Origin of the sequence: Cupriavidus alkaliphilus (assembly GCF_014191175.1) — a bacterium.
Classification (GTDB): domain Bacteria; phylum Pseudomonadota; class Gammaproteobacteria; order Burkholderiales; family Burkholderiaceae; genus Cupriavidus; species Cupriavidus alkaliphilus.
The window spans coordinates 551,510-576,639 of record NZ_JACHWE010000003.1 but is presented as its reverse complement, the minus strand read 5'-3'; the positions used below and the strand labels follow the sequence as shown (position 1 = coordinate 576,639).

Below are 25,130 nucleotides of genomic sequence, written 5' to 3'. Positions count from 1 at the left end.
TGGCTGCCTGCCATGCCGGTGGCGCGTCTTGCAGGCGGCGCAGCGCCTGGTCTCACAATGCCAGCCGCTGCGCCGCCTCCATCCCCGCCAGCACCTTGTCCAGCGTCACCGGAAATTCCCGCACCCGCACTCCGGTCGCGTTGTAGACCGCGTTGGCCACCGCCGCTCCCGCGCCGCACACGCCCAGTTCGCCCAACCCCTTGATACCCAGCGGGTTGGCGTTCGGGTCGGGTTGGTCCAGGAACACCACCTCCATCTGCGCCACATCGCCGTTGACCGGCACCAGGTACTCGGCCAGGTCGTGGTTGATAAAGCGGCCGTAGCGCGCGTCCAGCAGGGTCTGCTCCATCAGCGCGGCGCCGATGCCCCAGGTCATTCCGCCCAGGATCTGCGAGCGCGCGGTCTTGGGATTGAGGATGCGGCCGGCGCCGATCACGGCCAGCATGCGCCGCATGCGGATCTCGCCGGTATCGGCATCGACCGCGACTTCGGCGAAGTGCGCGCCATAGGCGTGGTGCGAATGCGCCTTGTACGCTTCGCCCATGCCTGCCACCCGGCCTTCCGCCTGCAGCCCGCCCGGCGCGACTCGTGCCATCAGGTCGCCCAGCCGTTGCGTCTGCCCGCCGAGGGTAACGTTGCCATCGGCGAAGCGCACCGCCGTGGGCGCGGCTTCGTCCGGCCCCCTTGCGGCGGCCACGATGCAGGCCTTCAGTTGGGTGCAGGCGTCGGCCACGGCGGAACCGGCGCTGGCCGCGCCCCAGGATCCGCCGGAGCCCGCCGTGCGCGGGAAGCGGCTGTCGCCCAGTTGGACCCGCACCCAGTTCAGCGGCACGCCCAGGCTCTCGGCGGCGATCTGCGTCAGGATGGTGTAGGTGCCTGTGCCGATGTCGGTCATGTCCAGCCGCACCGTGACGCGCCCGCGGCTGTCCATGGCCACCTGCGCCGCCGCGGCGCCGAGATAGTTCGGCCGTATCGCCGCGGCCATGCCCATGCCGACCAGCCAGCGTCCTTCGCGCACGCTTCGCGGCGCGGCGCGGCGGCGCTGCCAGCCGAAGCGCGCGGCGCCGGTGCGCATGCAGTCCACCAGGTTGCGAGTGGAGAATGGCAGGCCGGTCTCGGGCTCGCGCTCGGGCTCGTTGCGTATGCGCAGCTCGATCGGGTCGAGCCCCAGGCGCTCGGCCAGCTCATCCATGGCGCACTCGAAGGCCTGCATGCCCGGCGCCTCGCCGGGCGAACGCATCCATTCGCCGCGGTTCAGGTCGACCGGCACCAGCCGGTGCCGCGTCACGCGGTGGGGCGCGGCATACAGCGCGCGCGCGAACACCGCGGTCTGCTCGCAATATTCCTCGAACCGGCAGGTGGCCGACCAGACCTCATAGCCCATCGCCGACAACCGCCCGTCCCGCTCCGCGCCCAGGCGCACGCGATGCGACATGGCCGCGCGATGGCCGGCGTTCGCATACATCTGCTGGCGCGTCAGCGCGATCCTGACCGGCCGCCGCAGTTCTCGCGCCGCCAGCGCGGCCAGCACGGTGTCGGCATGGATGATCAGCTTGGCGCCGAAGCCGCCGCCGGTGAAGGGGCTGACGATGCGCACCCGTTCCGGCGGGATGCGCAGCGTGGCGGCCAGGCCCGCCTGGAAGTTGCCCAGCGTCTGCGACCCGGTGTAGACGGTCAGGCCCGCATCCGACCATACCGCCATGGTGGCGTGCGGCTCCATCGGGTTGTGGCTCTGGTACGGCGTGGCATAGGTCACGTCGAGCGCCACCGGCGCCTGGGAGAACGCGCTGGCAAAATCCCCGGTCGCGCTGTCCGGCGCGAATCCCGCGTTGGTGCGCGGGGGCTTGTAGGCCTGGGCCAGCCGCGGCGCCAGTTCGAATTCGCCGTGTTCGGCCTGGTAGCGCACCTGCACCAGCGCGGCGGCGGCGCGCGCCGCCTCGAAGCTCTCGGCCACCACCAGCGCCACCGGCTCGTCGTAATAGCGCACGCGGTCCGATGCCAGGCAGGGCCGCGCGCGGGTGAACACGTCGCGCGGCGTGGGCGGCACCGATGGCCCGAAGGCCGGCTGCGCCGGCGCGTTCCGATGCGTCATCACATGGATCACCCCCGGCGCCTGCCGCGCCTGCCGGGTATCGATGGCAACGATACGGCCGCGCGCGATGGTGGCGCCCACGATATAGCCGTACGCCGGCGGCACCGGTCCTGCCGCTGGCTGTTCATAGGCATAGGTGGCGCGGCCCGTCACCTTCAGCCTGCCGTCCACCCGGTCGATGGGCAGTCCCACGGGAGCGCCCGGCCCCCGGCCCGCATTCCCTTGCATGGTCGTCGTCATGGTCGGTGTCCGTCGTCATGTGCCCGTGGCGGCAAGCTGATCGATAGCCCGATCGACAGCCCGATCGGCAGCCGCGCAGCGGAGCACGGTTGGTGTCATGTCCGCTGCGCAACGGGCTGCGCCGCGGCGGCCAATGCCTGCCGCACCGTGCGCAGCGCCAGCGGAATCTTGAAATCGTTGCCGCCATGGCCGCGCGCCCCGGCGAGCGCCGCGTCGGCGGCCGCCTGCCAGCTGGCCGCATCCGCCGCCCTGCCGCGCAATGCCTGCTCGGCGCCGTCCGCCCGCCACGGGCGCGGCGCCACGCCGCCCAGCGCGATGCGGGCGCCGCGCACCTGGCCGCCGGCCACGTCGAGCACCAGCGCCACCGACACCAGCGCAAACGCATACGAGGCGCGGTCGCGCACCTTGCGGTAAAGCTGGCGCCCGGCCGGCGGCGGCGGCAGCGTGACCGCGGCAATCATCTCGCCATGCCGGAGCTGGGTCTCGAGGTGCGGCGTCGCGCCCGGCAGCCGGTGCAGCTCGCGCACCGCGATGACGCGCCCGCCGCCCTGCGGCAAGACGGTATGCACGCGCGCGTCCAGCGCCGCCATCGCCACCGCCATGTCGGACGGATGCACGGCGATGCAGGACTCGCTGCCGCCCAGGATGGCATTCATGCGGTTGTGGCCCTGCATCGCCGCGCAGCCGCTGCCGGGCGTGCGCTTGTTGCAGGGCATGTGCGGATCGTAGAAATAGGCGCAGCGCGTCCGCTGCAGCAGGTTGCCCGCGGTCGAGGCCTTGTTGCGGATCTGCCCGGATGCGCCCGCCAGCAGCGCCTGCGACAGCAGCGGATAGCGCGCGCGCACGCGCGGGTCCGCCGCCAGGTCGCTGTTGCGCACCTGCGCGCCGATGCGCAGCCCGCCGTCCGCGGCATCCTCGATCGCGGCGAGCGGCAGCCGGCTGACGTCGACCAGGTGGCGCGGCTGTTCGATGCCCAGCTTCATCAGGTCAAGCAGGTTGGTGCCGCCGCCGATAAAGCGGGCGCCGTCCCGGCTGGCGACGGCCTGCACCGCCTCGGCGGCGTTGCCGGCGCGCTCATAGCTGAAGGTCATCATGCCTGGCCTCCGTCGGCGGCATCGCGGATCGCGGCGACGATGTTCGGATAGGCCGCGCAGCGGCACAGGTTGCCGCTCATGCGCTCGCCGATCTCGGCCTCGTCGAGCGCGAACGTCCGCGCGGCGACATCGCGGCTGGCATGGCTGGGCCAGCCGGCACGCACCTCGGCCAGCATGCCGACGGCCGAGCAGATCTGGCCGGGCGTGCAGTAGCCGCACTGGAACGCGTCACGCGCGATAAATGCGGATTGCAGCGGATGCAGCGCATCGCCGTCGGCGAGGCCCTCGATGGTGGTGATGGCGTCGCCGTCGTGCATCACCGCCAGCGTCAGGCAGGCATTGATGCGGCGGCCGTTCACCAGCACGGTGCAGGCGCCGCACTGGCCATGGTCGCAGCCTTTCTTGGTGCCGGTCAGGCCGAGCTGGTTGCGCAGCGCGTCCAGCAGCGTCGTGCGCACATCCAGTTGCACCGCGTGGTCTGCGCCGTTGATGCGCAAGGTCAGCGGCCGCAGCGGCACGGCGGCGGGCGCGGCATTCGAGACTGACGATGGGCCCGCTGCGCCCTGCGCCGGCGCAGGGCCGACTGCGAACAGCATGCCGCTCGCCGCGCTGGCGCGCAGCACGGCGCGGCGACCGGGGTTTTGCGGATGGTCCGCCTGATCCATGGTCTGCTCCTGGTGAGGACGGCAGGGCCCGGCCCTGCCGCGCGGCGCGACAGACTTCCCCAGCGGAAGCCGCCACAGCCGGCACCGGCAGTATGTCGGCGCCAGCGGGGGCGTTTCTTTCAGATATCAGGCGGAACTATCAGAATCCCGGCGCAAGTGCTGCCGATAGCTGCGCGGCGTCGTGCCGGTCAGGCGCTGGAAGGTGGAGGTGAAATGGCTCTGGCTCGAAAAGCCCAGTTCCAGTGCCACGGCACTGATCGGCAGCGCGCTGCCGCGCAGCAGGGCTTGCGCGCGCCGCACGCGCCTGTCGATGACGTAGGCATACGGGGCCATGCCGGTCTGCGCCTTGAAGCGCCGCGCGAAGGTGTCCACCGGCATGCCCGCGACGCCGGCCAGGTCACCCAACGACAGCGACGCGTCCAGCCGCGCGTCGATATAGTCGGTCAGGCGCGCCAGCAGCCGCTGGCCCAGCCCCTGCACGCGGCGCGCGGGCGCGGCCGGCGCTGCGCCCGCGATGCGCAGCGCCACCAGCGACACCAGGTGCTCGAGGTAGACCGGTTCGGGCACGCGGCCGGCGGCCATCTCGGCGCTGAGCGAGGTCAGCAGTGCCTGCACTACCGCGTCGGCGGTGTCATTGATGCGCATCGGCAATTGCGCCAGGCGGTCGCAACCCGGCAGCGCCAGGGCCGGATCGAGCCACAGCGCGGTGTAGACCAGGTCGGCGTCGCGGAAATGCCCGCTGCGTTCCGCGTGGGCCGGCACGAAACTGAGCGTGCCGGGCCGGTCGCGCCCGTCGTGCATCAGGCGCCCTTCGCTGTAGACGCAAGTGCGGCCGGTCGACCCGCGCTCGGTCAGCACGATCAGGTGGCGCGGCGCGCTCCAGCGGAATTCCGCCTCGCCGCAGGCCCAGTGGCGATGGTCGAAAACCAGGCCGCCGCCGAGCATGGAGGTCGTGTACGCGGCAGCGGTCCTGGCCTGGCGTGCCTTGAGGCGGCCTTGACCGATGGCGGGGGTCAGGGTCATGGTCGTTCCTTTTGCGGGGGGATTCGTGGCACTCAGGTCAGCGCAGCCAGCAGCATGCGCTGCGCCGACTCGCCGTCCGGCACGGGCTGGCGCACGTAGTTGCCTTCAGGCGTCATCATCCACGCTTCGCGGCGGTCGGACAGGTACGGCTCCAGGCCCTCGGAGAGGACCCTTTCCTTCAAGCGGGGATCGAGCACCGGAAAACATATTTCGATGCGACGGGACAGGCTGCGTTCCATCCATTCCCCGCTCGACAGCATGACCTTGTCGGCCCCGCCGTCGTGAAAGCAGAAGATGCGCGAGTGCTCGAGAAACCGGCCCATCACCGATTTCACCGTGATGTGCTCGGACAGTCCGGCGACACCCGGACGCAGCGCGCAGGCACCGCGGACGATCAGGTCGATGCGCACGCCCTGGCCTGACGCATCGTACAGCGCCTGGATCAACTCGGGCTCCAGCAGCGCATTCATCTTGGCGACGATGCGCCCCTTGCGCCCGGCACCGGCATGCTCGGCTTCGCGCCGGATCGCTGCCAGCAGCTGCTGCTTGAGCGTAAACGGCGATTGCCAGATATGCGTCAGGCTCTGCGTCTGGCCGCGGCCGGTGAGCTGGCTGAACACCTGTGCCACATCCTGGGTCAGCGCTTCATCGCAGGTCAGCAAGCCGAAGTCCGTATAGCTGCGCGAGGTCTGGTGATGATAGTTGCCGGTCCCGAGATGCACATAGCGCCTGAGCCGTCCCTCCTCGCGCCGCACCACCATCAGGATCTTGGCGTGCGCCTTGAAGCCGACCACGCCATAGACCACATGCGCCCCCACATCCTCGAGTTGCCCCGCCCAGCCGATGTTGGCCTCTTCGTCGAAGCGCGCCATCAGTTCCACCACGGCCGTGACCTCCTTGCCGTTTCGCGCCGCCTCGATCAGCGACGACAACAGCGCCGAGTCGTGCCCGGCCCGGTACACCGTCTGGCTGATCGCGACTACGTCCGGATCCTGCGCCGCCTGCCTGACGAAATCGACCACCGGCGCAAACGACTGGAACGGATGGTGCAGCAGGATGTCGCCATCGCGCATGGCGCGGAAGATATCGGGCTGGTCCCGCAGCGCCTTCGGCAAGCCCGGCCGGAAAGGCGGGTATTTCAGTTCGGGCCGGTCGACCTGGTCCGGCACCTGCATCAGGCGCACCAGGTTGACCGGGCCATTGACCGCGAACACCTCGCCGGGCGCGAGGCCAAACTGCTCCTGCAGGAACGCGGTCATGGCGCGGGGGCAATTGTCGGCGACCTCCAGACGCACCGCATCGCCAAGGTGCCGGTGCGGCAGTTCGCCCTGCAGGGCCTCGCGCAGGTTCTTGACCTCTTCCTCGTCGACAAACAGCTCGCTGTTGCGCGTGACCCGGAACTGGTAGCAGCCGCGAACCGTCATGCCGCTGAACAGCTCGCCGACGTGGGCATGCAGGATCGAAGACAGGAACACGAAGCCGTGTTCGCATCCGGCGATCTGCGCTGGCAGCGCGATCACGCGCGGCAACGCCCTGGGCGCCTGCACGATGGCATTGCCGGAGCTGCGGCCGAACGCGTCCTTGCCCTCCAGCTCAACGGCGAAGTTCAGGCTCTTGTTCAGCACGCGCGGAAACGGATGCGCCGGATCCAGCCTGATCGGCGTCAGGACCGGCATCAGTTCGGCGAAGAAGTATTCGCGAATCCAGTCCTGCTGCGCGGCGTTCCACGATGGCCGCCGCAAGAAGCAGATCTGCTCCTGGGCCATGGCGGGGATCAGCACGTCATTGAACAGCCGGTACTGTTGATCGACCAGTTCGCGCACCCGCTGGTTGACCGCGGCATAAACGGCCTGCGGCGTCAGCCCGTCCGGACCGACCACCGGCGACGACAGCACGCATTGTTCCTTCAGCCCCGCCACGCGGACTTCATAGAACTCGTCGAGGTTGCTGCTGAAGGTGCACAGCGCCCGCAGGCGCTCGAGCAGCGGCATGGCCGGATCGGCCGCCTGCTGAAGCACGCGGTAAAAGAATTCCAGCTGGCTGAGTTCGCGGTTGATGAAGCGCGCATTGCCGTTGGGCAAGGTGGCCGCATCCGCGGGGTCGCGCCCGCTGCGGGGATCCTGCGATTCGTCCTGCATGACGCCAGATTCGTGTCTCATGCTGCCGTGCCAGGAAAAAACTGTTTTCCGATTCTAGCTGGCGTAGCGCGCATCGGCGCGATTGCGCTTGCGGCATTGGCGAAAGAGGTCCGGTCTCCCAACGCCCATATCTCGCCAATGTGACGCGTACACCAGCTAGGCCGTCTGCAATGCGCCGCCGCGCGCCATGCGGCGGATCGCCTGCGGCGGTTGCCCGAACGCCCGCAGGAAGGCCCGCCGCATGCGCTCGGGATCGCCGAAACCGGTTTCCCGGGCCACCACGTCGATGGGGTGGCGTCCGCTTTCCATCATCAGCCGCGCCGCCTCCACGCGCAGGCGCTCCACGGCCTTGGCCGGGCTCTGCCCGGTTTCGTCGCGGAATGCGCGCGAGAACTGCCGGGCGCTGAGGTGCGCGGCATTGGCCAGCTGCTCCACCGACAGGTCCTGTTGCAGGTTCTGCCGGGCGAAATCCAGCGCGCCGCGAATGCGATCGGAGCGCGGCTCCAGGTCCAGCAGCGCCGAAAATTGCGACTGGCCACCGGCGCGGCGATGGTACACAACCAGGCTCTTGGCCACGCCGCGCGCGACGGCGGCGCCCGCGTCCTTTTCCACCAGTGCCAGCGCCAGGTCGATGCAGGCCGACATCCCGGCCGAGGTCCAGACCGGACCATCGATGATGAAGATGCGGTCCTCCTCCACGCCGACGTCCGGGAAGCGGCGCCTCAGCTCCTCGGCGTAGTACCAGTGCGTGGTGGCACGGCGGCCGGCCAGCAAGCCCGCCTCCGCCAGGGTGAAGGCACCGGTACACGTGGCGCCGATGCGCCGCGAAGTGCGCGCCGCGCGCTGCAGGAACTTCACCAGCGCCGGCGGCGCAGGCAGGACGTCATTGTCTCCCACCACCAGCACGGTATCGAAGCGACGCCGCCCAAACGGCGCGGTGCCGACGGCAAAGCCGCCGGAACTCGCCACTGGGCCGCCATGTTCGGACAGCAAGTGAACCTGGTACAGCGGCTCGCCAAGCGCCCGGTTGGCAAACTCGAGCACCGTCGACACCGCCAGGTTCAGCGCCTGGAAGCCGGGATAGAGGGCAAGGGCCACATGGTGCATGGTGAACTCCCGATGGCGGCGGGAGGCACGTTCTCCGCCGTGGCATAAAAGGTGGGATCTAAGACATTGTTGCCATCGCCATTGTGCACCTAATCTTCGATGCACGCAGCGGCGATACGCACGGCCGGCTGCCACGGAACTTCTCACTGCTTTCCCACTGTTATGGAGCTTCAACGTGACAACTCACACCTACGCTGGCACCGCCCTGGTCACCGGGGCTTCCTCGGGCATCGGCGCGATCTACGCGGATCGGCTGGCGCGCCGCGGCCATGACCTGATCCTGGTGGCGCGCAACCGCGGCCGGCTCGAAGCACTGGCGCGGCGCATCACCGACCAGACCGGCCGCTCCGTCGAGATCGTCACGGCCGACCTGGGCCAGGCGGCCGAGGTACGCCACGTCGAAAACATCCTGAGGACGGACGCCAGCATCACCACGCTGGTCAACAACGCGGGCTTCGGTGGCGCGCGGCCGTTGCTGGAGTCGGACGTCGACACGATGCAGGCAATGGTCGAACTCAACGTCACGGCGCTGACCCGCCTCACCTATGCCGCCGCGCCAGCCTTCGTGGCGCGCGGCCAGGGCACGATCATCAATATTGCCTCGATCGTCGCGATCGCGCCCGAGGTGCTGAACGGCGTGTACGGCGGCTCCAAGGCCTTTGTGCTGGCCTTTACCCAGTCGCTGCAGCATGAGCTTGCCGGCAAGGGCGTGCGCGTCCAGGCGGTGCTGCCGGGGGCGACCCGCACGGCGTTCTGGGACGTTGCCGGCCAGCCTGTCGAGAACCTGCCGGAAGCGCTGGTGATGGACGGCGACGACCTGGTCGATGCAGCGCTGGCTGGCCTGGACCAGGGCGAGGCGATCACGCTGCCGTCGTTGCCGCACGCCGGGGACTGGCAGGCATTCGAGGCCGCACGTGCCGCGCTCGGGCCCAATCTTTCGCGTGCGCAGCCGGCCGCGCGGTACGGCATCGCGCGGTAACCGTCCGCGTCCGGAGCGCCCGCCCGGCTGCGCCATACGCGCCGCACGCGCGGGCACCGGCAAACGTGCCGGCCGAAACCTTTACGACAGGAAATTCGCCATGAACCTGGAACTGAAACGGAAAATCGCCTTCGCGCTATCGATGGGCGTGGTCACCACGGGGATCATCTCGTTCGCCCTGCTGGCCCTCAATATCGGATTCACCGAGGAATTCGCGCTGACCTGGCTGCGCTCGTGGGGCGTCGGCTATGTGATCGTCATTCCCGCCATCCTGCTGATCGGGCCGCGCCTGCAGGCGCAGGTCGAGCGCTGGGTGCGTTGATGCCCCGCGCCGCTCCCGGATTGCGCGATTGTCACAGAAGCGAGATAGACAGCGGGTCTGCGGCTTGCTGAACTCCACGGGCGATTCGCCCACCCCTGGAAAAGGAGTTCGCCGTGGACCTGAAGACCCTCAGCATCGCCACCTTCAACCTGTACAACCTCAACCTGCCGGGCCTGCCGCTCTATACCGACAGCAACGGCTGGAGCGAGCAGGAATACGAGCGCAAGATCGCCTGGACCGCAAGCCAGCTCAAGCTGATCGATGCCGACGTGGTCGGCTTCCAGGAGCTATGGCATGGCGAGGCGCTGACCGCGGCGGTCGAGGCCGCCGGGCTTGCCGCCGACTACGACGTGGTGGTGCCCGACAATGCCGACGGCAAGGGCATCGTCTGCGCCGCCATTGTCCGCCGCGGGCTGCTGGCGGGCGAGTCCGAATGGATCGCCGATTTCCCCGAGGATTTCGTGCTCAAGGCAAAGGGGGACGACCCGCAAACCCCGCAGATCAGCGTCAATATTCGCGGCTTCTCTCGGCCGGTGCTGCATTTCGCCATCCGGCCGCGCGAGGACGAGCCCGCCATGCAGATGTATGTGTGCCATCTCAAGTCGAAGCAGCCGACCCGGATCGATGGCGAGGCCTGGTATGAAAAGGAAATCTATTCCCGGCATGCAAAGGCCATCGGCGCCGCGCTGTCGACCATCCGCCGTACCGCCGAAGCGGCGGCGCTGCGCTTTATCCTGACCAACCGCATGAAGGGCAACAATACCGCGGTGGTCGTCATGGGCGATATCAACGACGGGCAGCTGAGCAACACCGCCAATATCCTGACCGAACAGCCGGCCTACCTGCTCGGCGACTCGGTCGGCGGCGGCGACATCGCCCTGTATACGGCGCAAACGCTGCAGGAATACCGCGACACGCGCGATGTCTACTACACCCATGTGTTCCAGGACTTTCGCGAATCGCTCGACCATATCCTGGTCAGCGAGCAACTCTACGACAACAGCCGGCGCCGCCGCTGGTTGTTCGACGGCCTCGTCGTCAACAACGACCATCTGAACTTCGCCGACCACAAGGCTCTGGGCACCAACGACCACGGCATCATCCGCGCGGTGTTCAAGCATCGCCCCATCCGGGACGACCTGGCATGACGCGGGCACGCCTGCGCCGGCACCCTGCCCGCTAGACGATCGTGATGGGGTTCTGCCGCGGCCCGCGCTCGAGCAGCGCCGCCAGCCTGCGCAGCGCGTGCGCTAGCTGGGTGCGGTCGTCCACCCCGCCCAGCGAAATCCGAATGGCATTGGGTGCGCCCGCGCCGTCCCAGAACACATCGGAGGGCGTGACCCGAAGGTCTTCCGCCAGCGCGGCGCTGGCCAGCTGCTGCGCGGACCAGTGGGAGGGCAGCCGGTGCCATGCGTGGATGCCGCTGGGCGGCAGCTGGCCCATCCCGCTCAGCCAGCGGCTGGCCAGGGCACAGCGCGCCAGCGCTTCGGCGCGGATGCCTTCGAGCAATTGCATGGCCGAGCCGTCATGGATCCATTGCGTCGCCAGCGCCGCGGTCATGGGCGCGGGCATCAGCGCAAACGCGCGCAGCGGCGCCAGCAGGTCGTCGCTGCCGCGGCCTTCGGGCAACAGCACATAGGCGGTGCGCAAGCCCGGGCTGAGCGCCTTGGACAGCGTCGCGACGTAGTAGGTGCGTGCGGGAGCAAAGCGCGCGAGCGGAGGCGGTGCGGACGGCGTCAGCAGCCAGTAGGGGTCGTCCTCGAGCAGCGCGATATCGCAGCGCTGCGCCGCGCTGGCCAGCTCGGCCCGGCGCGAGGCCGGCATGGTGTGGGTGGTCGGGTTCTGCGCGGTCGGGTTGAGGTAGGCCAGCGTGGCGCCGTCGGCGCGGGCGGCGGCGAGCGCGTCGGGCAGCATCCCGTCGGCGTCGCACGGCGCGACCACCACGCGCCGGCCCAGTTGCGCCGCCGCGGCGCGGATGCCCGGGTAGGCCAGCGGCTCGGTCACGATCGCCTCGCCGGGCCGGGTGCGGCTAAGGATCACGGCGGCCAGCGCGGCCTGGGCGCCGGGGCACACCACCAGCCGCGCCGTGTCGACCCGCCCGAACATCGGCGCCAGCCAGAGCGCCCCGGCCGCGCGGTCCGGAGCACTGCCGCCGCCAAGCTGGTAGGTCATCAGCAGCTGCGGGTCGCTGCGCAGCAGGACCTGGTTCAGGCCGCGCCGCAACAGGTCCTGGAAATCCACGCCGGCGGGCCGCGGCGGCACGTTCATGCTCATGTCGACCACCCGCGCCAGTTCCGCGCGCGGCGCGGCGATAAAGGTGCCGAGCGCACCCCTGGCCTCGATCAGCTGGCGCCGCCGGGCTTCGTTATAGGCGCGCGTGACCGTTGTCAGGTCGACGCCGAGCGCTTGCGCCAGGCTGCGCTGCGGCGGCACGCGGTCCCCGGCCACGAGCCGGCCGTCGCCGATGGCCTGCTCGATGTAATCGACGATCTGCAGGTATCGGGCGACGCCGGAGGTGGCGATCCGCAGATCCCACCCGGCCGCGGCGCCGGCATCTTGTATGGATCCTGTCGCCAAAATTTTCCTCGATGTATGGCCTTTGTCTTCGAATAGCATGCCACACATTGCCGAAGGAATCCATACAAGCCACGCCCGCGCGGGCTGACGAAGCACTTGAATCGGAGCGCGTGGCCGGATGCCTTCGGTAATCCGTAACCAAGGTGTCCGACATGCTCAAACCTACCGCCGGGCCGGCAAACCAGAATCGACAAGGCCCGCTGCCCCGCCCGTCCTCCCGCCACAGTCCATCGCCAACCCGGGCGCCCCGTCTCGGCGTCTTGCTGCTGGCCGCCGGCCTGAGCGCCCTGCTGAGCGGCTGCAACCTCGAACTGCTCAATCCCAGGGGCAGCATCGGCGAGCAGGAGAAATCGCTGATCCTGATTTCGCTGTTCGTGATGCTGATGGTCGTGATCCCGGTGATCTTCCTGACGCTGTGGTTCGCGTGGCGCTACCGCGAAAGCAATACGCGCGCGACCTACGCGCCCCGGTGGTCGCACTCGACCAGGATCGAGATCGTGGTATGGGGCATCCCGTGCGTGATCGTGGCCTGCCTGGCGGTGCTGATCTGGGATTCGACGCACAAGCTTGACCCTTACCGACCGCTGCAGTCCGAGGTCAAGCCACTGCAGGTCGACGTCATCGCGCTGAACTGGAAATGGCTGTTCGTCTATCCGGAGTACGGCGTCGCCTCGGTGAACCAGCTGGCCATCCCGGTCGGCACGCCCGTCAGCTTCCGGCTCACCTCCGAATCGATGATGAACGCCTTCTTCATTCCGCAACTTGGCAGCATGGTCTACACCATGGCCGGCATGCAGACCCGCCTGCACCTGATTGCCGAGTCGCCGGGCGTCTATCTCGGCCAGTCCGCGGCCTACAGCGGCGCGGGCTTTTCCGACATGCATTTCAAGACCCTGGCCACCTCGCGCGAGGAATTCGACGCGTGGATCGGCAAGGCCCGCGCTTCGGCCCGGGCGCTCGATGCGAACACCTACCGCGCGCTGGAGCAGCCCAGCAGCAAGGATCCGGTCGCGCTGTACGCCTCGGTGGCGCCGAAGCTGTTCGACCAGGTGGTCGACAAGTACATGCAGGCCTACGGCGCGGTGTGCCGCGCGGACACCCCCGAATCTCTGCAGGCCTTCCGGCGCGTTCCGCCGGCGCTGCCCGGCCGCATGGAGCAATGACATGCTAGGAAAACTCAACCTCGAGGCCATCCCCTACCACGAGCCGATCATCATGGGGACGCTGGCGGTGGTGATCGTGCTGGGCGCGGCGCTGCTCGGCGCCATCACCTACTACCGCAAGTGGGCATACCTGTGGACCGAGTGGATCTGCTCGGTCGACCACAAGAAGGTCGGGGTGATGTACATCATCCTGGCGCTGGTCATGCTGCTGCGCGGCTTTGCCGACGCGATCCTGATGCGCACCCAGCAGGCCATCGCCTACGGCGATGCCGCGGGCTACCTGCCGCCGCACCACTACGACCAGATCTTCACTGCGCACGGCGTGATCATGATCTTCTACGTCGCCACGCCGCTGGTGGTGGGGCTGATGAACGTGATCGTGCCGCTGCAGATCGGCGCGCGCGACGTGGCCTTCCCCTTCGTCAACTCGCTCAGCTTCTGGCTGTCGGCCATGGGCGCGGTGCTGGTGATGCTGTCGATGTTCGTCGGCGACTTCGCCGCGACCGGCTGGGTGGCCTACCCGCCGTTGTCCGAACTGGGCTACAGCCCGACCGTCGGCGTTGACTACTACATCTGGTCATTGCAGATATCCGGGCTCGGCACCACGCTGACCGGCATCAACTTCATCGTCACCATCCTGCGCATGCGCGCACCGGGCCTGACGCTGATGAAGATGCCGGTGTTCACCTGGACCGCGCTGATCACCAACATCCTGATCGTCGCTATCTTCCCGGTGCTGACCGCCACGCTGGCCCTGCTCACCGCCGACCGCTACCTCGGCATGCATTTCTTTACCAACGAGCTGGGCGGCAACGCCATGATGTACGTGAACCTGATCTGGATCTGGGGCCACCCCGAGGTCTATGTGCTGATCCTGCCCGCGTTCGGCGCGTTCTCGGAAATCATCGCCACGTTCTCGCGCAAGCCGCTGTTCGGCTACAAGTGGATGGTCTATGCGACCTCGTCGATCGGCGTGCTGTCGTTCTTCGTGTGGCTGCACCACTTCTTCACCATGGGCTCGGGTGCCAACGTCAACGCCTTCTTCGGCATCATGACGTCGATCATCTCGATTCCGACCGGCGTCAAGCTGTTCAACTGGCTATTCACCATGTACCGGGGCCGGATCCGCTTCCATACCTCGACCATGTGGACCATCGGCTTCATGGTCACCTTTGCGATCGGCGGCATGACCGGCGTGCTGCTGGCGGTGCCGGGTGCCGACTTCGTGCTGCACAACAGCCTGTTCCTGGTGGCCCACTTCCATAACGTGATCATCGGCGGCGTGCTGTTCGGCTGCCTGGCCGCGATCAGCTTCTGGTTCCCGAAGGTGTTCGGCTTCAAGCTCAACGAGTTCTGGGGCAAGGTGTCGTTCTGGTGCTGGCTGGCCGGCTTCTTCCTGGCCTTCATGCCGCTCTACGTGCTCGGCTTCAAGGGCATGACCCGGCGGATGAACCACTACGCCAACGTCGACTGGCATCCCTACCTGGTGGTGGCGATGATCGGTGCCTTCGTCATCGGTGCCGGCATCCTGGCGATGTTGGTGCAGCTGGCCGTCAGCATCCGCGACCGCAAGCACAACCGTGACCTGACCGGCGACCCGTGGGACGGCCGCAGCCTGGAGTGGTCGACCGCATCGCCGGCGCCGTTCTACAACTTCGCGAAGGTGCCGCATATCACCTCGCTGGAGCAGCACTGGGATGACAAGGAGGCCGGGCGCGCCTGGCGCCAGCCGGCCCACTACGAGGACATCCACATGCCACGCCCCACCGCGGCCGGCTTCCTGGTGTCGGTGTTCGGGCTGGTGTGCTGCTTTGCGCTGGTCTGGCACATGTGGCTGGTCGCCATTGCCGGGCTGGTCGGCGCGATCGCGACCTTCGTGCTGCGCAGCTACGACCGCGACGTCGACTACTACGTGCCGGCCGCCGAAGTCGAGCGCATCGAGCGCGCCCGCTATGCCCAACTGCAGCAAGCTGCCTGACCATGACCACGACGCTATCCCCTACCCTGCACCACCCGGGCCCGGACGCCACACACGCGACCACCCACGCCGCCGACCACGGCCATCACGATGCCGCCGCCCATACCACGCTGGGCTTCTGGCTCTACCTGATGAGCGACTGCCTGATCTTCGCGGTGCTGTTCGCTACCTTCGGCGTGCTGTCCGGCAATACCGCGGGCGGGCCTGGCGGGCAACAACTGTTCGAGCTGCCGTTCGTGTTCGCCGAGACCATGGTGCTGCTGCTCAGCAGCTACACCTTCGGCCTGGCGATGCTGCGGCAGGACGCCAATGCCGCGCCGCGCATGATCCGCTGGCTGGCGGCCACCTTCGTGCTGGGCGCACTGTTCGTCGCCATGGAGGTCTACGAGTTCGCCCACCTGCTGCACCAGGGCGCCGGCCCCGGCGTCAGCGCCTACCTGTCCGCCTTCTTCACGCTGGTCGGCACCCACGGCCTCCACGTCACCGCCGGCCTGTTCTGGCTGGCCGTGATGATCCACCAGATCCGGCGCTTCGGCCTCGACGACATCGTGCGCCGCCGGCTGGCGTGCCTGAGCCTGTTCTGGCACTTCCTCGACCTGGTGTGGATCTGCGTGTTTACCTTCGTCTACCTGCGGGAGTTCGCATGAAGCCGTCCCATCTGCATTCCGTCCATGCGGGCGAGCACGCCGTCCATGGCAGCGTGCGCCGCTACACCATCGGCCTGCTGCTGTCGGTGGCACTGACCGTGGCATCGTTTGCCACAGTCATGACCGGCACGCTGCGGAGCGATGCCGCGATCGCGCTGGTGGTCGGCCTCTGCGTCGCGCAACTGCTGGTGCAGCTGGTGTACTTCCTGCACCTGGGCACCGGCCCCGGCCAGCGCGGCAATACCGTCATCTTCGCCTGCACCGGTTTCCTGATCGCGATCGTCGTCGCCGGCTCGCTGTGGGTGATGCACAACGCCGACCTCAACATGATGCCGACCGACATGTCGATCGAACGGGCACGGGCCAGGGACTAGCGGTGCTGCCGCGTTGATGGATCCGCGTGGAGAAGACGATGCTTGCCATGCCCGATGTCGCCCGGACGCTGTCCAGCGCCGAAGAACTATGGCGCGCCATCGCCGGCCTCTCCGCCGGGCAATTGCATACCATCATCGATAGCGCCCATGCCGGGGCGGAGCCGATGGCCGACCTCGATTCGTTCAGGCGCCGCATTGCCGGAGTATTCGGCAATGTGGCGGGCTTCGCCCCGGCGCCGCCGCCGGAATCGATCGTGCGCGAAATGTGGGAGAAATACCGAGGCTGAAAGTGAGCCGCACAGCCCGCCACTCTGGTTATACTTGCCCTGGTTTTCGTCGTGTTCGGTTTTCCCCCGCAGTTCCACCGAAGTTCTCCGGAGCCACGCCATGCGAACCGGGCATTGCGCCAGCCGACCACGGCATGCCTTGCCAGAGACGAGGTTGCGCAAGCGCTGCCGCGCGCTCCCGGCCATTGCCGCGGCATTCGCAACGACCTGCTGGGCACAGGATTTCGATGCCATCGAGCGGCCGTTGTGGGAGGCCGGGCTTGGAGTCGGCGGCATCACCCTGCCGCACTACCGCGGCTCGGACTCGCGCGCCAACCTGCTGTTTCCGGTCCCCTACTTTGTCTACCGCGGCGAGCATCTGCGCGCGGACCGGAGCGGGGTGCGCGGCAAGCTGTTCGACAGCGACCGCATCGAGGCCAATGTCAGCCTCGGCCTCTCGCTCCCCGTCAGGAGCAGCCAGGATGAAATCCGCCGCGGCATGCCGGATCTCAAGACCGCCGTGGAGATCGGGCCCTCGCTGGCGGTCACGCTCTGGCATTCCGCCGAGGACCGCACCAGGCTGGACTTGCGGCTGCCGGTACGGCTGGCCGTGACCGTGGAATCGTCGCCCAAGGCGATAGGCTGGATCTTTTCGCCGAACCTGAACCTCGACGTTGCCAACGTCGGCGGCCTGCCGGGCTGGAACCTGGGCCTGATGGCGGGGCCGCTGTTCTCGACCGCGCGCTACAACCAGTACTTCTATTCCGTCGAGGCGCAATTCGCGACCGCGGCGCGTCCGGCCTACGTTGCGCGCGGTGGCTATTCCGGCAGCATGGCGCTGGCTTCGTTGTCCAAGCGCTTTCGCCATGTCTGGTTCGGCGCCTTCGTCCGCTACGACCGGCTCGACGGCGCCAGCTTCGAGGACAGCCCGCTGGTGCGCCGCAAAGACGCCTTGGCCGCCGGGCTGGCACTGAGCTGGATCTTCGGCCAGTCGTCGACATACGTACAGAGCCGGGAATAAGGCCACGGGCGGATCGTTGCGTATCGTTGCGGATCGGCTGACGACATGCGGGCAAACGCATGCGATATATTTCCGCATGCCGCCCTGGCCTCATTTCCCGAACCCAACACAGAGAAAAACGAAGATGCCAATGACAAGGACGATCGTCAGCGCCGTTGCCCTGCTCTGCGCCGCCCCGGTGTTCTCGCAGCCGGCCGCGCCGGCCCCCGCGCTGTCGCCCACTTTGACCCGCGTCGCGCAATCGGGCGTGCTGCGCGTCTGCACGCCCGGCGACTACAAGCCCTTCAGCTTCATGAAGTCGGAAGGCCAGTACGAGGGGCTCGACGTGGACCTGATGGCATCGCTGGCCAGCTCGCTCGGCGCCAAGGCGCAATTCGTCAAGACCAGCTGGGCCACGCTGATGCCGGACTTCGTCGGCGGCAGGTGCGATATCGGCGCCGGCGGCATCTCGGTGTCGCTGGAACGCCAGAAGCAGGCTTATTTCAGCGCGCCCTACATGGTCAATGGCAAGACGCCGATCACCCGCTGCGAGAATGTGCAGCGCTTCCAGACCGTGGAGGCCATCAACCGGCCCGGCGTGCGCGTGATCGCCAATCCGGGCGGCAGCAACGAGCGCTTCGCCCGCACGCAGCTGTCCCAGGCCAGGCTGACCATGCACAAGGACAACCTGACGATTTTCGACGAGGTGATCCAGGGACGCGCCGACGTCTTCGTCACCGAGGCCGCCGAAGCCATCGTCCAGAGCAAGGCCCATCCCGAGCTGTGCGCGGTCAATCCCGACAAGCCGCTGCAGTACGCCGAAATGGGCTATCTGCTGCCCAATGGCGACGAGGTGTTCAAGCGGTACGTCGACCAGTGGCTGCACCTGGCCAGGGCCGGCGGAGAATTCGACGCCCGCCGTGCGGCCTGGCTGGGGAAGTAGCGTTGCGCAGGAGATCGACGCAGATTCCCCCATGGTCGTGGGGGCCATGCGTCGATGCCGTGCCGGTAGCCTGCCAAGGCCACCGACGGTCACTGCCTTTCAGTCGCGGCTGCCTGCGCCGCCACAGAACAAGCCCGCGCTTGACACGGAAGCAGCCGGTCACGGTCGAAAACAGCACGGCTAACTGAGGCGCAAACCGCTAGTTCACCGGGGTAAAGACCGGCGCCCCCTGCTTCTTGAGCAGGAACACGACAAACTTCGCGGGCCTGGTCTTGCTGGCATTGCGACCGACGGTGTGGAGGTCGTCCGGGCCTTCATAGAAGGTCTCGCCCGCCTTCAGCGTCACCTCCTTGCCGCCCTTCACGCCCATGACGATGCTGCCTTCGAGCACATAGACGAACGCATGCGCGTCATGGCGGTGCACCGGGTCGAAGCCGCCGGGCGGATACTCCACCGTGATCATCTCGACTTCCTTGCCCGCATAATCGGGCAGTGCCTTGGTGGTCAGCGACTTGACCACCACCTCGGGCGGCGCGGCATTGGCCAGCGGCGCCGACATCAGCAGCAGCAGGCTCGCCGCCATGGCAATCGACCGTTTCATGGCATTACTCCAGGTTGGCCTTGTCCAGGCCGAAGGCCTTGTCGGAGGAACCCGGCACCGTGCGGAAGGCGACGTTCAGCCGGTTCCAGGTGTTGATGGAGCCCACCAGGAAAGTGAGGTCGGACAGCTCCTTCTCGGAATACTGCGTCAGCACGCGCTCGTAGACGTCGTCCGGCACCCCGTGCGCGGGCAGCTGGGTCAGCGCCTCGGTCCAGGCCAGCGCGGCGCGCTCGCGCGGCGAGAACAGCGTCGATTCGCGCCAGATCGCCACGTGGTGCAGCCGCAGCTCGCGCTCGCCGTGGATTTTCGCCATCTTGATGTGCATGTCGACACAGAACGCGCAGCCGTTGAGCTGCGACGCGCGAATCTCGACGAGCTCGCGAATGTGCTGCTCGATCGTCGTTTTCGGGAACAGGCTGCTGAGTTCCATGAGCTTCTTGGAAAGCTCCGGGGATTGCTGGAAGAAGTTTAGGCGTTGCGTCATGATCGCTCCTGCTGAGATGGCGGGGATACCCGGCGGGCCTGCGCCGGATGGCAGGGACCGCGTGGAAGGAAGCGTAGCCGTACGCCGGGCGCACCGGTAGTGCCGCAGAAGTACACGCACTGTTACCGCGCCGACACCAATCTTCGGGCACGATGCGGCGGCACCGGATCGGCCTGCAACGGAACTACCGCGCCGCGTTGGCTTCGCGCTCGAACGCGCGGATCACGGGGTTGCCCAGGATGGCGTCCCTGCCAGCTTCGATCAGGCGGTCGACATCCTTCTCGGGCAGCCGGAGTCTGGTCGGCAGCTCGTTCAGGCTTGCGGCACGCGCCTTGTCGAGGGCGTCGAAGGCGATCCGGGTGACGAAGAACTCGACGTCGTCGCAGCGCCAGCCCGGACGACTTGCGGCGATCGCCTGCTGCCGTTCAGGCGGCATGGCGCAGCGATACGCCACCAGGTCGTTGCGCCACTGCCTCATCATGGGAACGAAGGCGTCATAGCTCATGCGCACGTTGGTGGCCATGGCCGCGTCGATGGACGCGTTTGCCACTTCGATCCCCGACGGCCCCACCTGGCTTTGGTTCCAGTCGCCGCGCGGTCCCTGGCCGGCATCGACCACGACAAACAGCAGCCGCCGCACCTTGATCGCGTCGTTCTCGCTCATGGGCCCGTAGGCCGTGCCCAGCAGCAGGCGCGACTGAAAGATGGTGGCCAGGCCGTAATTGTCGGTCACGCCGCCATCGACCAGCTTGATGTACTTGCCCCTGGACAGATCCCGGTGGCCGCGAACGGCAACCGCCAGCGCGCCACTCAGCAGCGATTGCCCCGGGGCATCGGCGTGATCGAGGTTGGGCAGCGGCGCACGGCAAGCCTGGGGATGCTTCTCCAGCACGATGGGCGCGAAGAACAGCGGCACCGCCATGGAAGCCGCGACGGCCTCGGAGACGGGAAAGCTGGCGAGATCGCTGCAAAGCGCATCGAATGCCAGCTGGCTGAACGGAAACGCGACCCGATAATAGACGTTGGTGGCGTTGATCCACACCAGCGGCTTGCCGCGGCGGAACATGTCGGCGTAGGTGGCCCCCTTGAACACGTCTTCGTCCAGCCAGGTCCGGAGATCCTCCCGGTTATTGAGCCCCCCGCCAAAGAGCCGGGCAACGTTGAAGGGATTAAGGAGGCTGAAGCGCAGCCGCGCCTCGCCGTCTTTCAGAAGCACCGACCGGAACGTCGCCAGGCTGTCCTTGCCATGCAGGCCGTAGTAGGCGGCGGTGAGCGAACCCCCGGACACGCTGCTGATAAAGGCCACGTCGTCGAGCAAGGAAGCGCCGCCGCGGCCCCGCATGGCATCAAGCCCCTGGAGCGCGCCGAAGGCGAAGGCCGCGGCCCGCGTGCCGCCGCCGGAGAACGCCATCGCGATGGTCGTCGGCCCGGCGACATCGGCAGGTTCACGCAACGGTACGGCAGCGCTGGCGGCCGTTGCCTGGGGCAGATTGCGGGGGACATTGTGAGAAAGCGAGCCGCAGGCACCGACTCCCGCAAGCACAAGCACCATCAGGGCGCGGACGGCCTTGCCGCAGGCGCCGCGCGCGCTTCCTGGCCGGCCCTGTGGCCCGGGCATGCAACTGTTCCGGCGGATAGAGGGATCGTGACGAGACATGCTTGGCGTGGCGCAGGCTGCAGGATGGGATGGTGGAGATTGCGTTGCCGCAAGCATCCGATGGCGGGTGACACGCCATGATATGGCATCACATCGGGCACGGCACGTACCTTGCCAACGAGTGACCGCCTGCTATTCGTTTTCCAGATACCAGGTGTCGGAATTCTTCAATTTACTGCGGAGCAGCCGCTTCATACACTCCACCGGACAAAAAGAAGCATCCGGAGACAGACATCGTGAATGCCATCCCACGCGCCAGCCTGCGCCAGGCCGCGGTCGGTCGCCCGCCGCCGCGCCTTTGCCCCATACTCCCTTGCAGCGCACCCGTCCCGGAAAACGCTACCGCGGCGGCCAGGCCATACGGCCCAACATCCCCGAGCACTGAAGCATGAGCACCGAAAATCCATTGCAGTTCGTTCTGGAGCCCCATCCCGGCCCCACCCCCGCCGAGCAGATCGCTGCCAGGCTGGAGAACCCCGCCTTCGGTCGCGTGTTCACCGATCACATGGTCACGATCCGTTGGACCGACGGTCGCGGCTGGCATGACGCCAGGGTCGAAGCACGCCGTCCTTTCCAGATCGATCCCGCCTGCGCAGTGCTGCACTATGCGCAGGAGATCTTCGAGGGCATGAAGGCATACCGTGGCGAGGGCGGCAGGATCTCGCTGTTCCGGCCGCAGGAGAACGCGAAGCGTTTTCGCGCCTCCGCTGCCCGCATGTCGATGGCGGACCTGCCCGAGGCCACCTTCCTGCAAGCCGTGGAAGCGCTCGTCGATATTGACCGCGCCTGGATTCCCGGCAGCCAGGGCAGCCTTTACCTGCGCCCGTTCATGTTCGCCTCGGAGAATTTTCTCGGGGTGCGTGCCTCGGCCGAATTCATATTCTGCGTGATCGCGTGTCCGGTCGGTCCGTATTTCAAGCCCGGCAAGTCCGCGGTGACCGTCTGGGTGTCGGATCAATACACCCGTGCGGCTTCCGGCGGCACCGGCGCCGCCAAATGCGGCGGCAATTACGCGGCCAGCCTGATCGCGCAGACCGAGGCCGCGGCCAAGGGCTGCGACCAGGTCGTGTTCCTGGACGCTGCGGAGCACCGCTGGATCGAGGAGCTCGGCGGCATGAACGTGTTTTTCGTGATGGATGACGGCTCGCTGCGCACGCCGCCCCTGAAAGGGACCATCCTGCCGGGCATTACCCGCGCTTCGATCATCGAACTGGCCCGGCACGAGGGCATTCCGGTCAGCGAAACGCCATACGACTTCGAGTCGTGGCGCGCCGACGCAGCCAGTGGCCGGGTCAGGGAAACATTCGCCTGCGGCACCGCCGCGGTCGTTACCGCCATCGGGCAGGTGCGTCACGCCGGCGGCGAATTCACCATCGGCAACGGCGGCGAAGGCGAAGTCACGCAACGGCTCCGTGGCTTGCTGACCGGCATCCAGCGCGGCAGCATCGCCGACCCGTTCGGATGGGTGCATCACGTCGATTGAGATCGGCGTGTTTGACCTCGGCGGCGAGCAAGGCATCGCAGTGCAACGCTCGCCGCGTTGATCTGGCTTGACGTCTGTCCCACCGCCTGGGCGGTCTGGGCCATTCCCAAAAAACTACCGGGACCGGCGCGCGACCTGCGTGCCGGCAAGCGGTGTCGTCTACCCGTCGGCACGCTGCCCGGATGCCAGCGCACCGCATGCCTCGCCGCCATCTCCGGCGCGCAGCCGTGCGAGCGCGCGGCAGGACCCATTTAGGAGATCCCTATATGAGCTTGTTCAGAACCAAGGACATTGACGCCATGTTGGCGCAGAGCCACGTCGCCGCCCTGAAAAAGGTGCTGGGTCCGGTCGACCTGGTGCTGATGGGCATCGGCGCCATCATCGGCACCGGCATCTTCGTGCTGACCGGCACCGGCGCGCTGACCGCCGGGCCGGCGCTGACGGTGTCGTTCGTGATCGCGGCGCTGGCGTGCGGCTTTGCCGCGCTGTGCTACGCGGAGTTCGCCTCGGCGATCCCGGTGTCGGGCTCGATCTACACCTACAGCTACGCCACGCTGGGCGAGATCGTGGCGTGGATGATCGGCTGGGACCTGTTGCTGGAATACGGGCTGGCCACCTCGGCGGTGTCGGTGGGCTGGTCGGGCTATTTCCAGTCGCTGATGGCGGGCTTCGGCATGAAGCTGCCGGCGGCGCTGAGCGCCGCGCCGGGCTCGGTGCCGGGGGTGCAGACGGTGCTGAACCTGCCGGCGTGCCTGATCATGCTGGCCATCACCTGGGTGGTGTCGTACGGCGTGCGCGAGTCCGCGCGCGTCAACAACCTGATGGTGGCGGTGAAGATCGGCGTAGTGCTGCTGTTTATCGCAGTGGGCGTGTGGCACGTGCAGCCGGCCAACTGGCAGCCGTTCGCGCCGTTCGGCTTTTCCGGCATCTTCAATGCGGCGGCGCTGGTGTTCTTCGCCTTTATCGGCTTCGATGCCGTGACCTCGGCCGCGGAAGAAGTGCGCAACCCGCGCCGCGACCTGCCCATCGGCATCATCGGCTCGCTCGCGGTCTGCACCGTGCTGTACGTGGTGGTGGCGGCGATCATGACCGGCATCGTGCCGTTCGCGAAGTTTGCCGGCGTGGACCACCCGGTCTCGCTGGCGCTGCAGTTCGCCGGGCAGAACTGGGTGGCGGGCTTTGTCGACCTGGGCGCGATTCTGGGCATGACCACCGTGATCCTGGTGATGACCTACGGCCAGACCCGCGTGATCTTCGCGATGTCGCGCGACGGCCTGCTGCCCGAGCGGCTGTCGTCGGTGCATCCGGTGCATGCCACGCCGTATTTCGCCACCTGGACCGTCGGCGTCGTGTTTGCCGCGATTGCCGCCTTCGTGCCGCTGAACGTGCTGGCGGAGCTGATCAATATCGGCACGCTGGCCGCCTTTACGCTGATCTCGGTCGCGGTGCTGGTGCTGCGCAAGACCCGGCCGGAACTGCCGCGCGCGTTCCGCTGCCCGGGCGTGCCGGTGGTGCCGCTGCTGTCGATCGGCTTCTGCCTGTTTCTGATGGCACACCTGCAGGCGCTGACCTGGGCCGCCTTCCTGGTGTGGCTGGCGCTGGGGCTGGTGATCTACTTCGCCTATGCGCGGCGCAATGCCGTGCTGCACAGCGCCGCCAGGTAGACTCCAATACGAGGGGTGAAACGACCGGTGGAATCACAAGTCTTCCACCCCTCCCGGTCAGCGGCCGGGAACCCCTACTTCGCGGGCACAACCAGCGGCGAACCTTTCGTGACGATATAGGTTGCCAATTCCGATGCCAGGCCGCTGCCGACATTCCGTGCTGAATGCGGCGTGCCTGCCGGGATGAACAGCGATTCGCCTGCCTTCAGCGTCACCGGCGGCTGATCGCCAAGCTGGTACTCAAGGCTGCCCCGCAACACATGTGCGATTTCTTCACCGGGATGCGCGTGCCTGGGCGCGAACGCGCCCGGTTCAAAGTCCACGCGCACCTGGATCCCTTCCTTGCCCGCAACGCTGAGTTCATGGCTGACGAGGTCGGCCCGATGGATCCCCGGTGCTTGGGCGTGGGCGTTGTGGATCGTTGCGGCAAGGCAGGCGACGGTCATGGCGGCGGTTGCAAACTTGGCGAGCTTCATTTTGGCGTGTCCTTCTTTCGGGTTGGGAACTATGCAAGCAACGGATAGACATTGCATATGCAGTATTGAACGCTGCGGATGTATCCCGGCTGTAGCGAACCGCGCCCCCTAATGTATTCGTTCGTATCAGCGGGTTGCGCCGCTACGTTGTCATACA

The 25,130-nt window shown here is 67.5% G+C and carries 23 protein-coding genes; 12 read left to right on the top strand and 11 right to left on the bottom strand.

Annotated elements, in window-relative coordinates; all coding sequences use genetic code 11:
* Positions 1–52 precede the first annotated feature (52 nt).
* From FHX60_RS14270 to FHX60_RS14245, 6 genes are all read right to left on the bottom strand, one after another.
* On the bottom strand, positions 53–2,332 hold the full coding sequence (locus tag FHX60_RS14270; RefSeq protein ID WP_183283731.1) for a molybdopterin cofactor-binding domain-containing protein: 2,280 nt from the start codon (positions 2,330–2,332) through the stop codon (positions 53–55).
* Between the two features lie 95 nt (positions 2,333–2,427).
* The gene (locus FHX60_RS14265; protein ID WP_092316504.1) at positions 2,428–3,426 is read right to left on the bottom strand and encodes an FAD binding domain-containing protein; all 999 of its coding nucleotides are present in this window, start codon (positions 3,424–3,426) and stop codon (positions 2,428–2,430) included.
* On the bottom strand, positions 3,423–4,091 hold the full coding sequence (locus FHX60_RS14260) for a 2Fe-2S iron-sulfur cluster-binding protein (RefSeq protein ID WP_092316506.1): 669 nt from the start codon (positions 4,089–4,091) through the stop codon (positions 3,423–3,425). Before FHX60_RS14260 ends, FHX60_RS14265 begins: the two co-directional genes overlap by 4 nt.
* Positions 4,092–4,217: 126 nt before the next feature.
* Entirely contained in the window at positions 4,218–5,114 is an 897-nt protein-coding gene (locus tag FHX60_RS14255) for an AraC family transcriptional regulator (protein WP_183283730.1), read from the bottom strand.
* A gap of 32 nt (positions 5,115–5,146) precedes the next feature.
* A complete protein-coding gene (ppk1, locus tag FHX60_RS14250) occupies positions 5,147–7,273 on the bottom strand; it encodes a polyphosphate kinase 1 (protein WP_183283729.1) in 2,127 nt (708 codons plus the stop codon).
* A 135-nt stretch (positions 7,274–7,408) separates the two neighbouring features.
* Positions 7,409–8,359: a GlxA family transcriptional regulator gene (locus FHX60_RS14245; RefSeq protein WP_183283809.1), complete on the bottom strand. Its 951-nt coding sequence runs from the start codon at positions 8,357–8,359 to the stop codon at positions 7,409–7,411.
* Positions 8,360–8,534: 175 nt separating this feature from the next.
* Between FHX60_RS14245 and FHX60_RS14240 the strand changes: the two genes are divergently transcribed.
* From FHX60_RS14240 to FHX60_RS14230, 3 genes are all read left to right on the top strand, one after another.
* A complete protein-coding gene (locus FHX60_RS14240) occupies positions 8,535–9,338 on the top strand; it encodes an SDR family NAD(P)-dependent oxidoreductase (protein WP_112776994.1) in 804 nt (267 codons plus the stop codon).
* Positions 9,339–9,438: 100 nt separating this feature from the next.
* Entirely contained in the window at positions 9,439–9,660 is a 222-nt protein-coding gene (locus FHX60_RS14235) for a DUF2798 domain-containing protein (protein ID WP_181487091.1), read from the top strand.
* Between the two features lie 113 nt (positions 9,661–9,773).
* Entirely contained in the window at positions 9,774–10,808 is a 1,035-nt protein-coding gene (locus tag FHX60_RS14230; protein ID WP_183283728.1) for an endonuclease/exonuclease/phosphatase family protein, read from the top strand.
* A gap of 31 nt (positions 10,809–10,839) precedes the next feature.
* On the opposite strand, the gene FHX60_RS14225 is transcribed toward FHX60_RS14230, so the two are convergent.
* On the bottom strand, positions 10,840–12,237 hold the full coding sequence (locus tag FHX60_RS14225; protein WP_260163912.1) for an aminotransferase-like domain-containing protein: 1,398 nt from the start codon (positions 12,235–12,237) through the stop codon (positions 10,840–10,842).
* 152 nt (positions 12,238–12,389) lie between these two features.
* Here FHX60_RS14225 and cyoA point away from each other — a divergent pair, with 152 nt between their 5' ends.
* The 7 genes from cyoA to FHX60_RS14190 all read left to right on the top strand — a co-directional run bounded on the left by cyoA (position 12,390) and on the right by FHX60_RS14190 (position 18,608).
* Positions 12,390–13,400 carry a ubiquinol oxidase subunit II gene (cyoA, locus tag FHX60_RS14220; protein ID WP_183283726.1) on the top strand — a complete coding sequence of 337 codons (1,011 nt, stop codon included), beginning with the start codon at positions 12,390–12,392 and terminating at the stop codon, positions 13,398–13,400.
* A 1-nt stretch (position 13,401) separates the two neighbouring features.
* Positions 13,402–15,378 carry a cytochrome o ubiquinol oxidase subunit I gene (gene cyoB, locus FHX60_RS14215; RefSeq protein WP_183283725.1) on the top strand — a complete coding sequence of 659 codons (1,977 nt, stop codon included), beginning with the start codon at positions 13,402–13,404 and terminating at the stop codon, positions 15,376–15,378.
* Between the two features lie 2 nt (positions 15,379–15,380).
* Positions 15,381–16,025, top strand: a complete 645-nt coding sequence (gene cyoC / locus FHX60_RS14210) for a cytochrome o ubiquinol oxidase subunit III (RefSeq protein WP_183283724.1) — start codon at positions 15,381–15,383, stop codon at positions 16,023–16,025.
* On the top strand, positions 16,022–16,399 hold the full coding sequence (gene cyoD, locus FHX60_RS14205; protein WP_183283723.1) for a cytochrome o ubiquinol oxidase subunit IV: 378 nt from the start codon (positions 16,022–16,024) through the stop codon (positions 16,397–16,399). The genes cyoC and cyoD overlap by 4 nt, the downstream gene beginning before the upstream one ends.
* 38 nt (positions 16,400–16,437) lie before the next feature.
* Positions 16,438–16,686 (top strand): hypothetical protein, encoded by a 249-nt coding sequence (locus FHX60_RS14200; protein WP_183283722.1) that lies wholly within the window; start codon positions 16,438–16,440, stop codon positions 16,684–16,686.
* A gap of 154 nt (positions 16,687–16,840) precedes the next feature.
* Positions 16,841–17,686: a MipA/OmpV family protein gene (locus FHX60_RS14195; protein WP_258397105.1), complete on the top strand. Its 846-nt coding sequence runs from the start codon at positions 16,841–16,843 to the stop codon at positions 17,684–17,686.
* A 130-nt stretch (positions 17,687–17,816) separates the two neighbouring features.
* Positions 17,817–18,608 carry a transporter substrate-binding domain-containing protein gene (locus FHX60_RS14190; protein WP_183283721.1) on the top strand — a complete coding sequence of 264 codons (792 nt, stop codon included), beginning with the start codon at positions 17,817–17,819 and terminating at the stop codon, positions 18,606–18,608.
* A gap of 199 nt (positions 18,609–18,807) precedes the next feature.
* Here FHX60_RS14190 and FHX60_RS14185 read toward each other — a convergent pair whose 3' ends face one another.
* From FHX60_RS14185 to FHX60_RS14175, 3 genes are all read right to left on the bottom strand, one after another.
* Positions 18,808–19,209, bottom strand: a complete 402-nt coding sequence (locus FHX60_RS14185; protein WP_092316534.1) for a cupin domain-containing protein — start codon at positions 19,207–19,209, stop codon at positions 18,808–18,810.
* 4 nt (positions 19,210–19,213) lie between these two features.
* Positions 19,214–19,693, bottom strand: coding sequence for a carboxymuconolactone decarboxylase family protein (locus FHX60_RS14180; RefSeq protein WP_112777004.1), 480 nt, complete (start codon positions 19,691–19,693; stop codon positions 19,214–19,216).
* A gap of 184 nt (positions 19,694–19,877) precedes the next feature.
* The gene (locus FHX60_RS14175; RefSeq protein ID WP_260163911.1) at positions 19,878–21,311 is read right to left on the bottom strand and encodes a patatin-like phospholipase family protein; all 1,434 of its coding nucleotides are present in this window, start codon (positions 21,309–21,311) and stop codon (positions 19,878–19,880) included.
* Between the two features lie 427 nt (positions 21,312–21,738).
* Between FHX60_RS14175 and FHX60_RS14170 the strand changes: the two genes are divergently transcribed.
* Together FHX60_RS14170 and bcaP are read left to right on the top strand one after the other, a co-directional pair.
* A complete protein-coding gene (locus FHX60_RS14170; RefSeq protein WP_183283720.1) occupies positions 21,739–22,833 on the top strand; it encodes a branched-chain amino acid aminotransferase in 1,095 nt (364 codons plus the stop codon).
* A 266-nt stretch (positions 22,834–23,099) separates the two neighbouring features.
* Complete coding sequence (gene bcaP / locus FHX60_RS14165) at positions 23,100–24,497, top strand: branched-chain amino acid transporter BcaP (RefSeq protein ID WP_183283719.1); 1,398 nt, start codon at positions 23,100–23,102, stop codon at positions 24,495–24,497.
* Between the two features lie 74 nt (positions 24,498–24,571).
* Here bcaP and FHX60_RS14160 read toward each other — a convergent pair whose 3' ends face one another.
* Positions 24,572–24,973, bottom strand: a complete 402-nt coding sequence (locus FHX60_RS14160) for a cupin domain-containing protein (protein ID WP_092317416.1) — start codon at positions 24,971–24,973, stop codon at positions 24,572–24,574.
* Between the last annotated feature and the right edge of the window lie 157 nt (positions 24,974–25,130).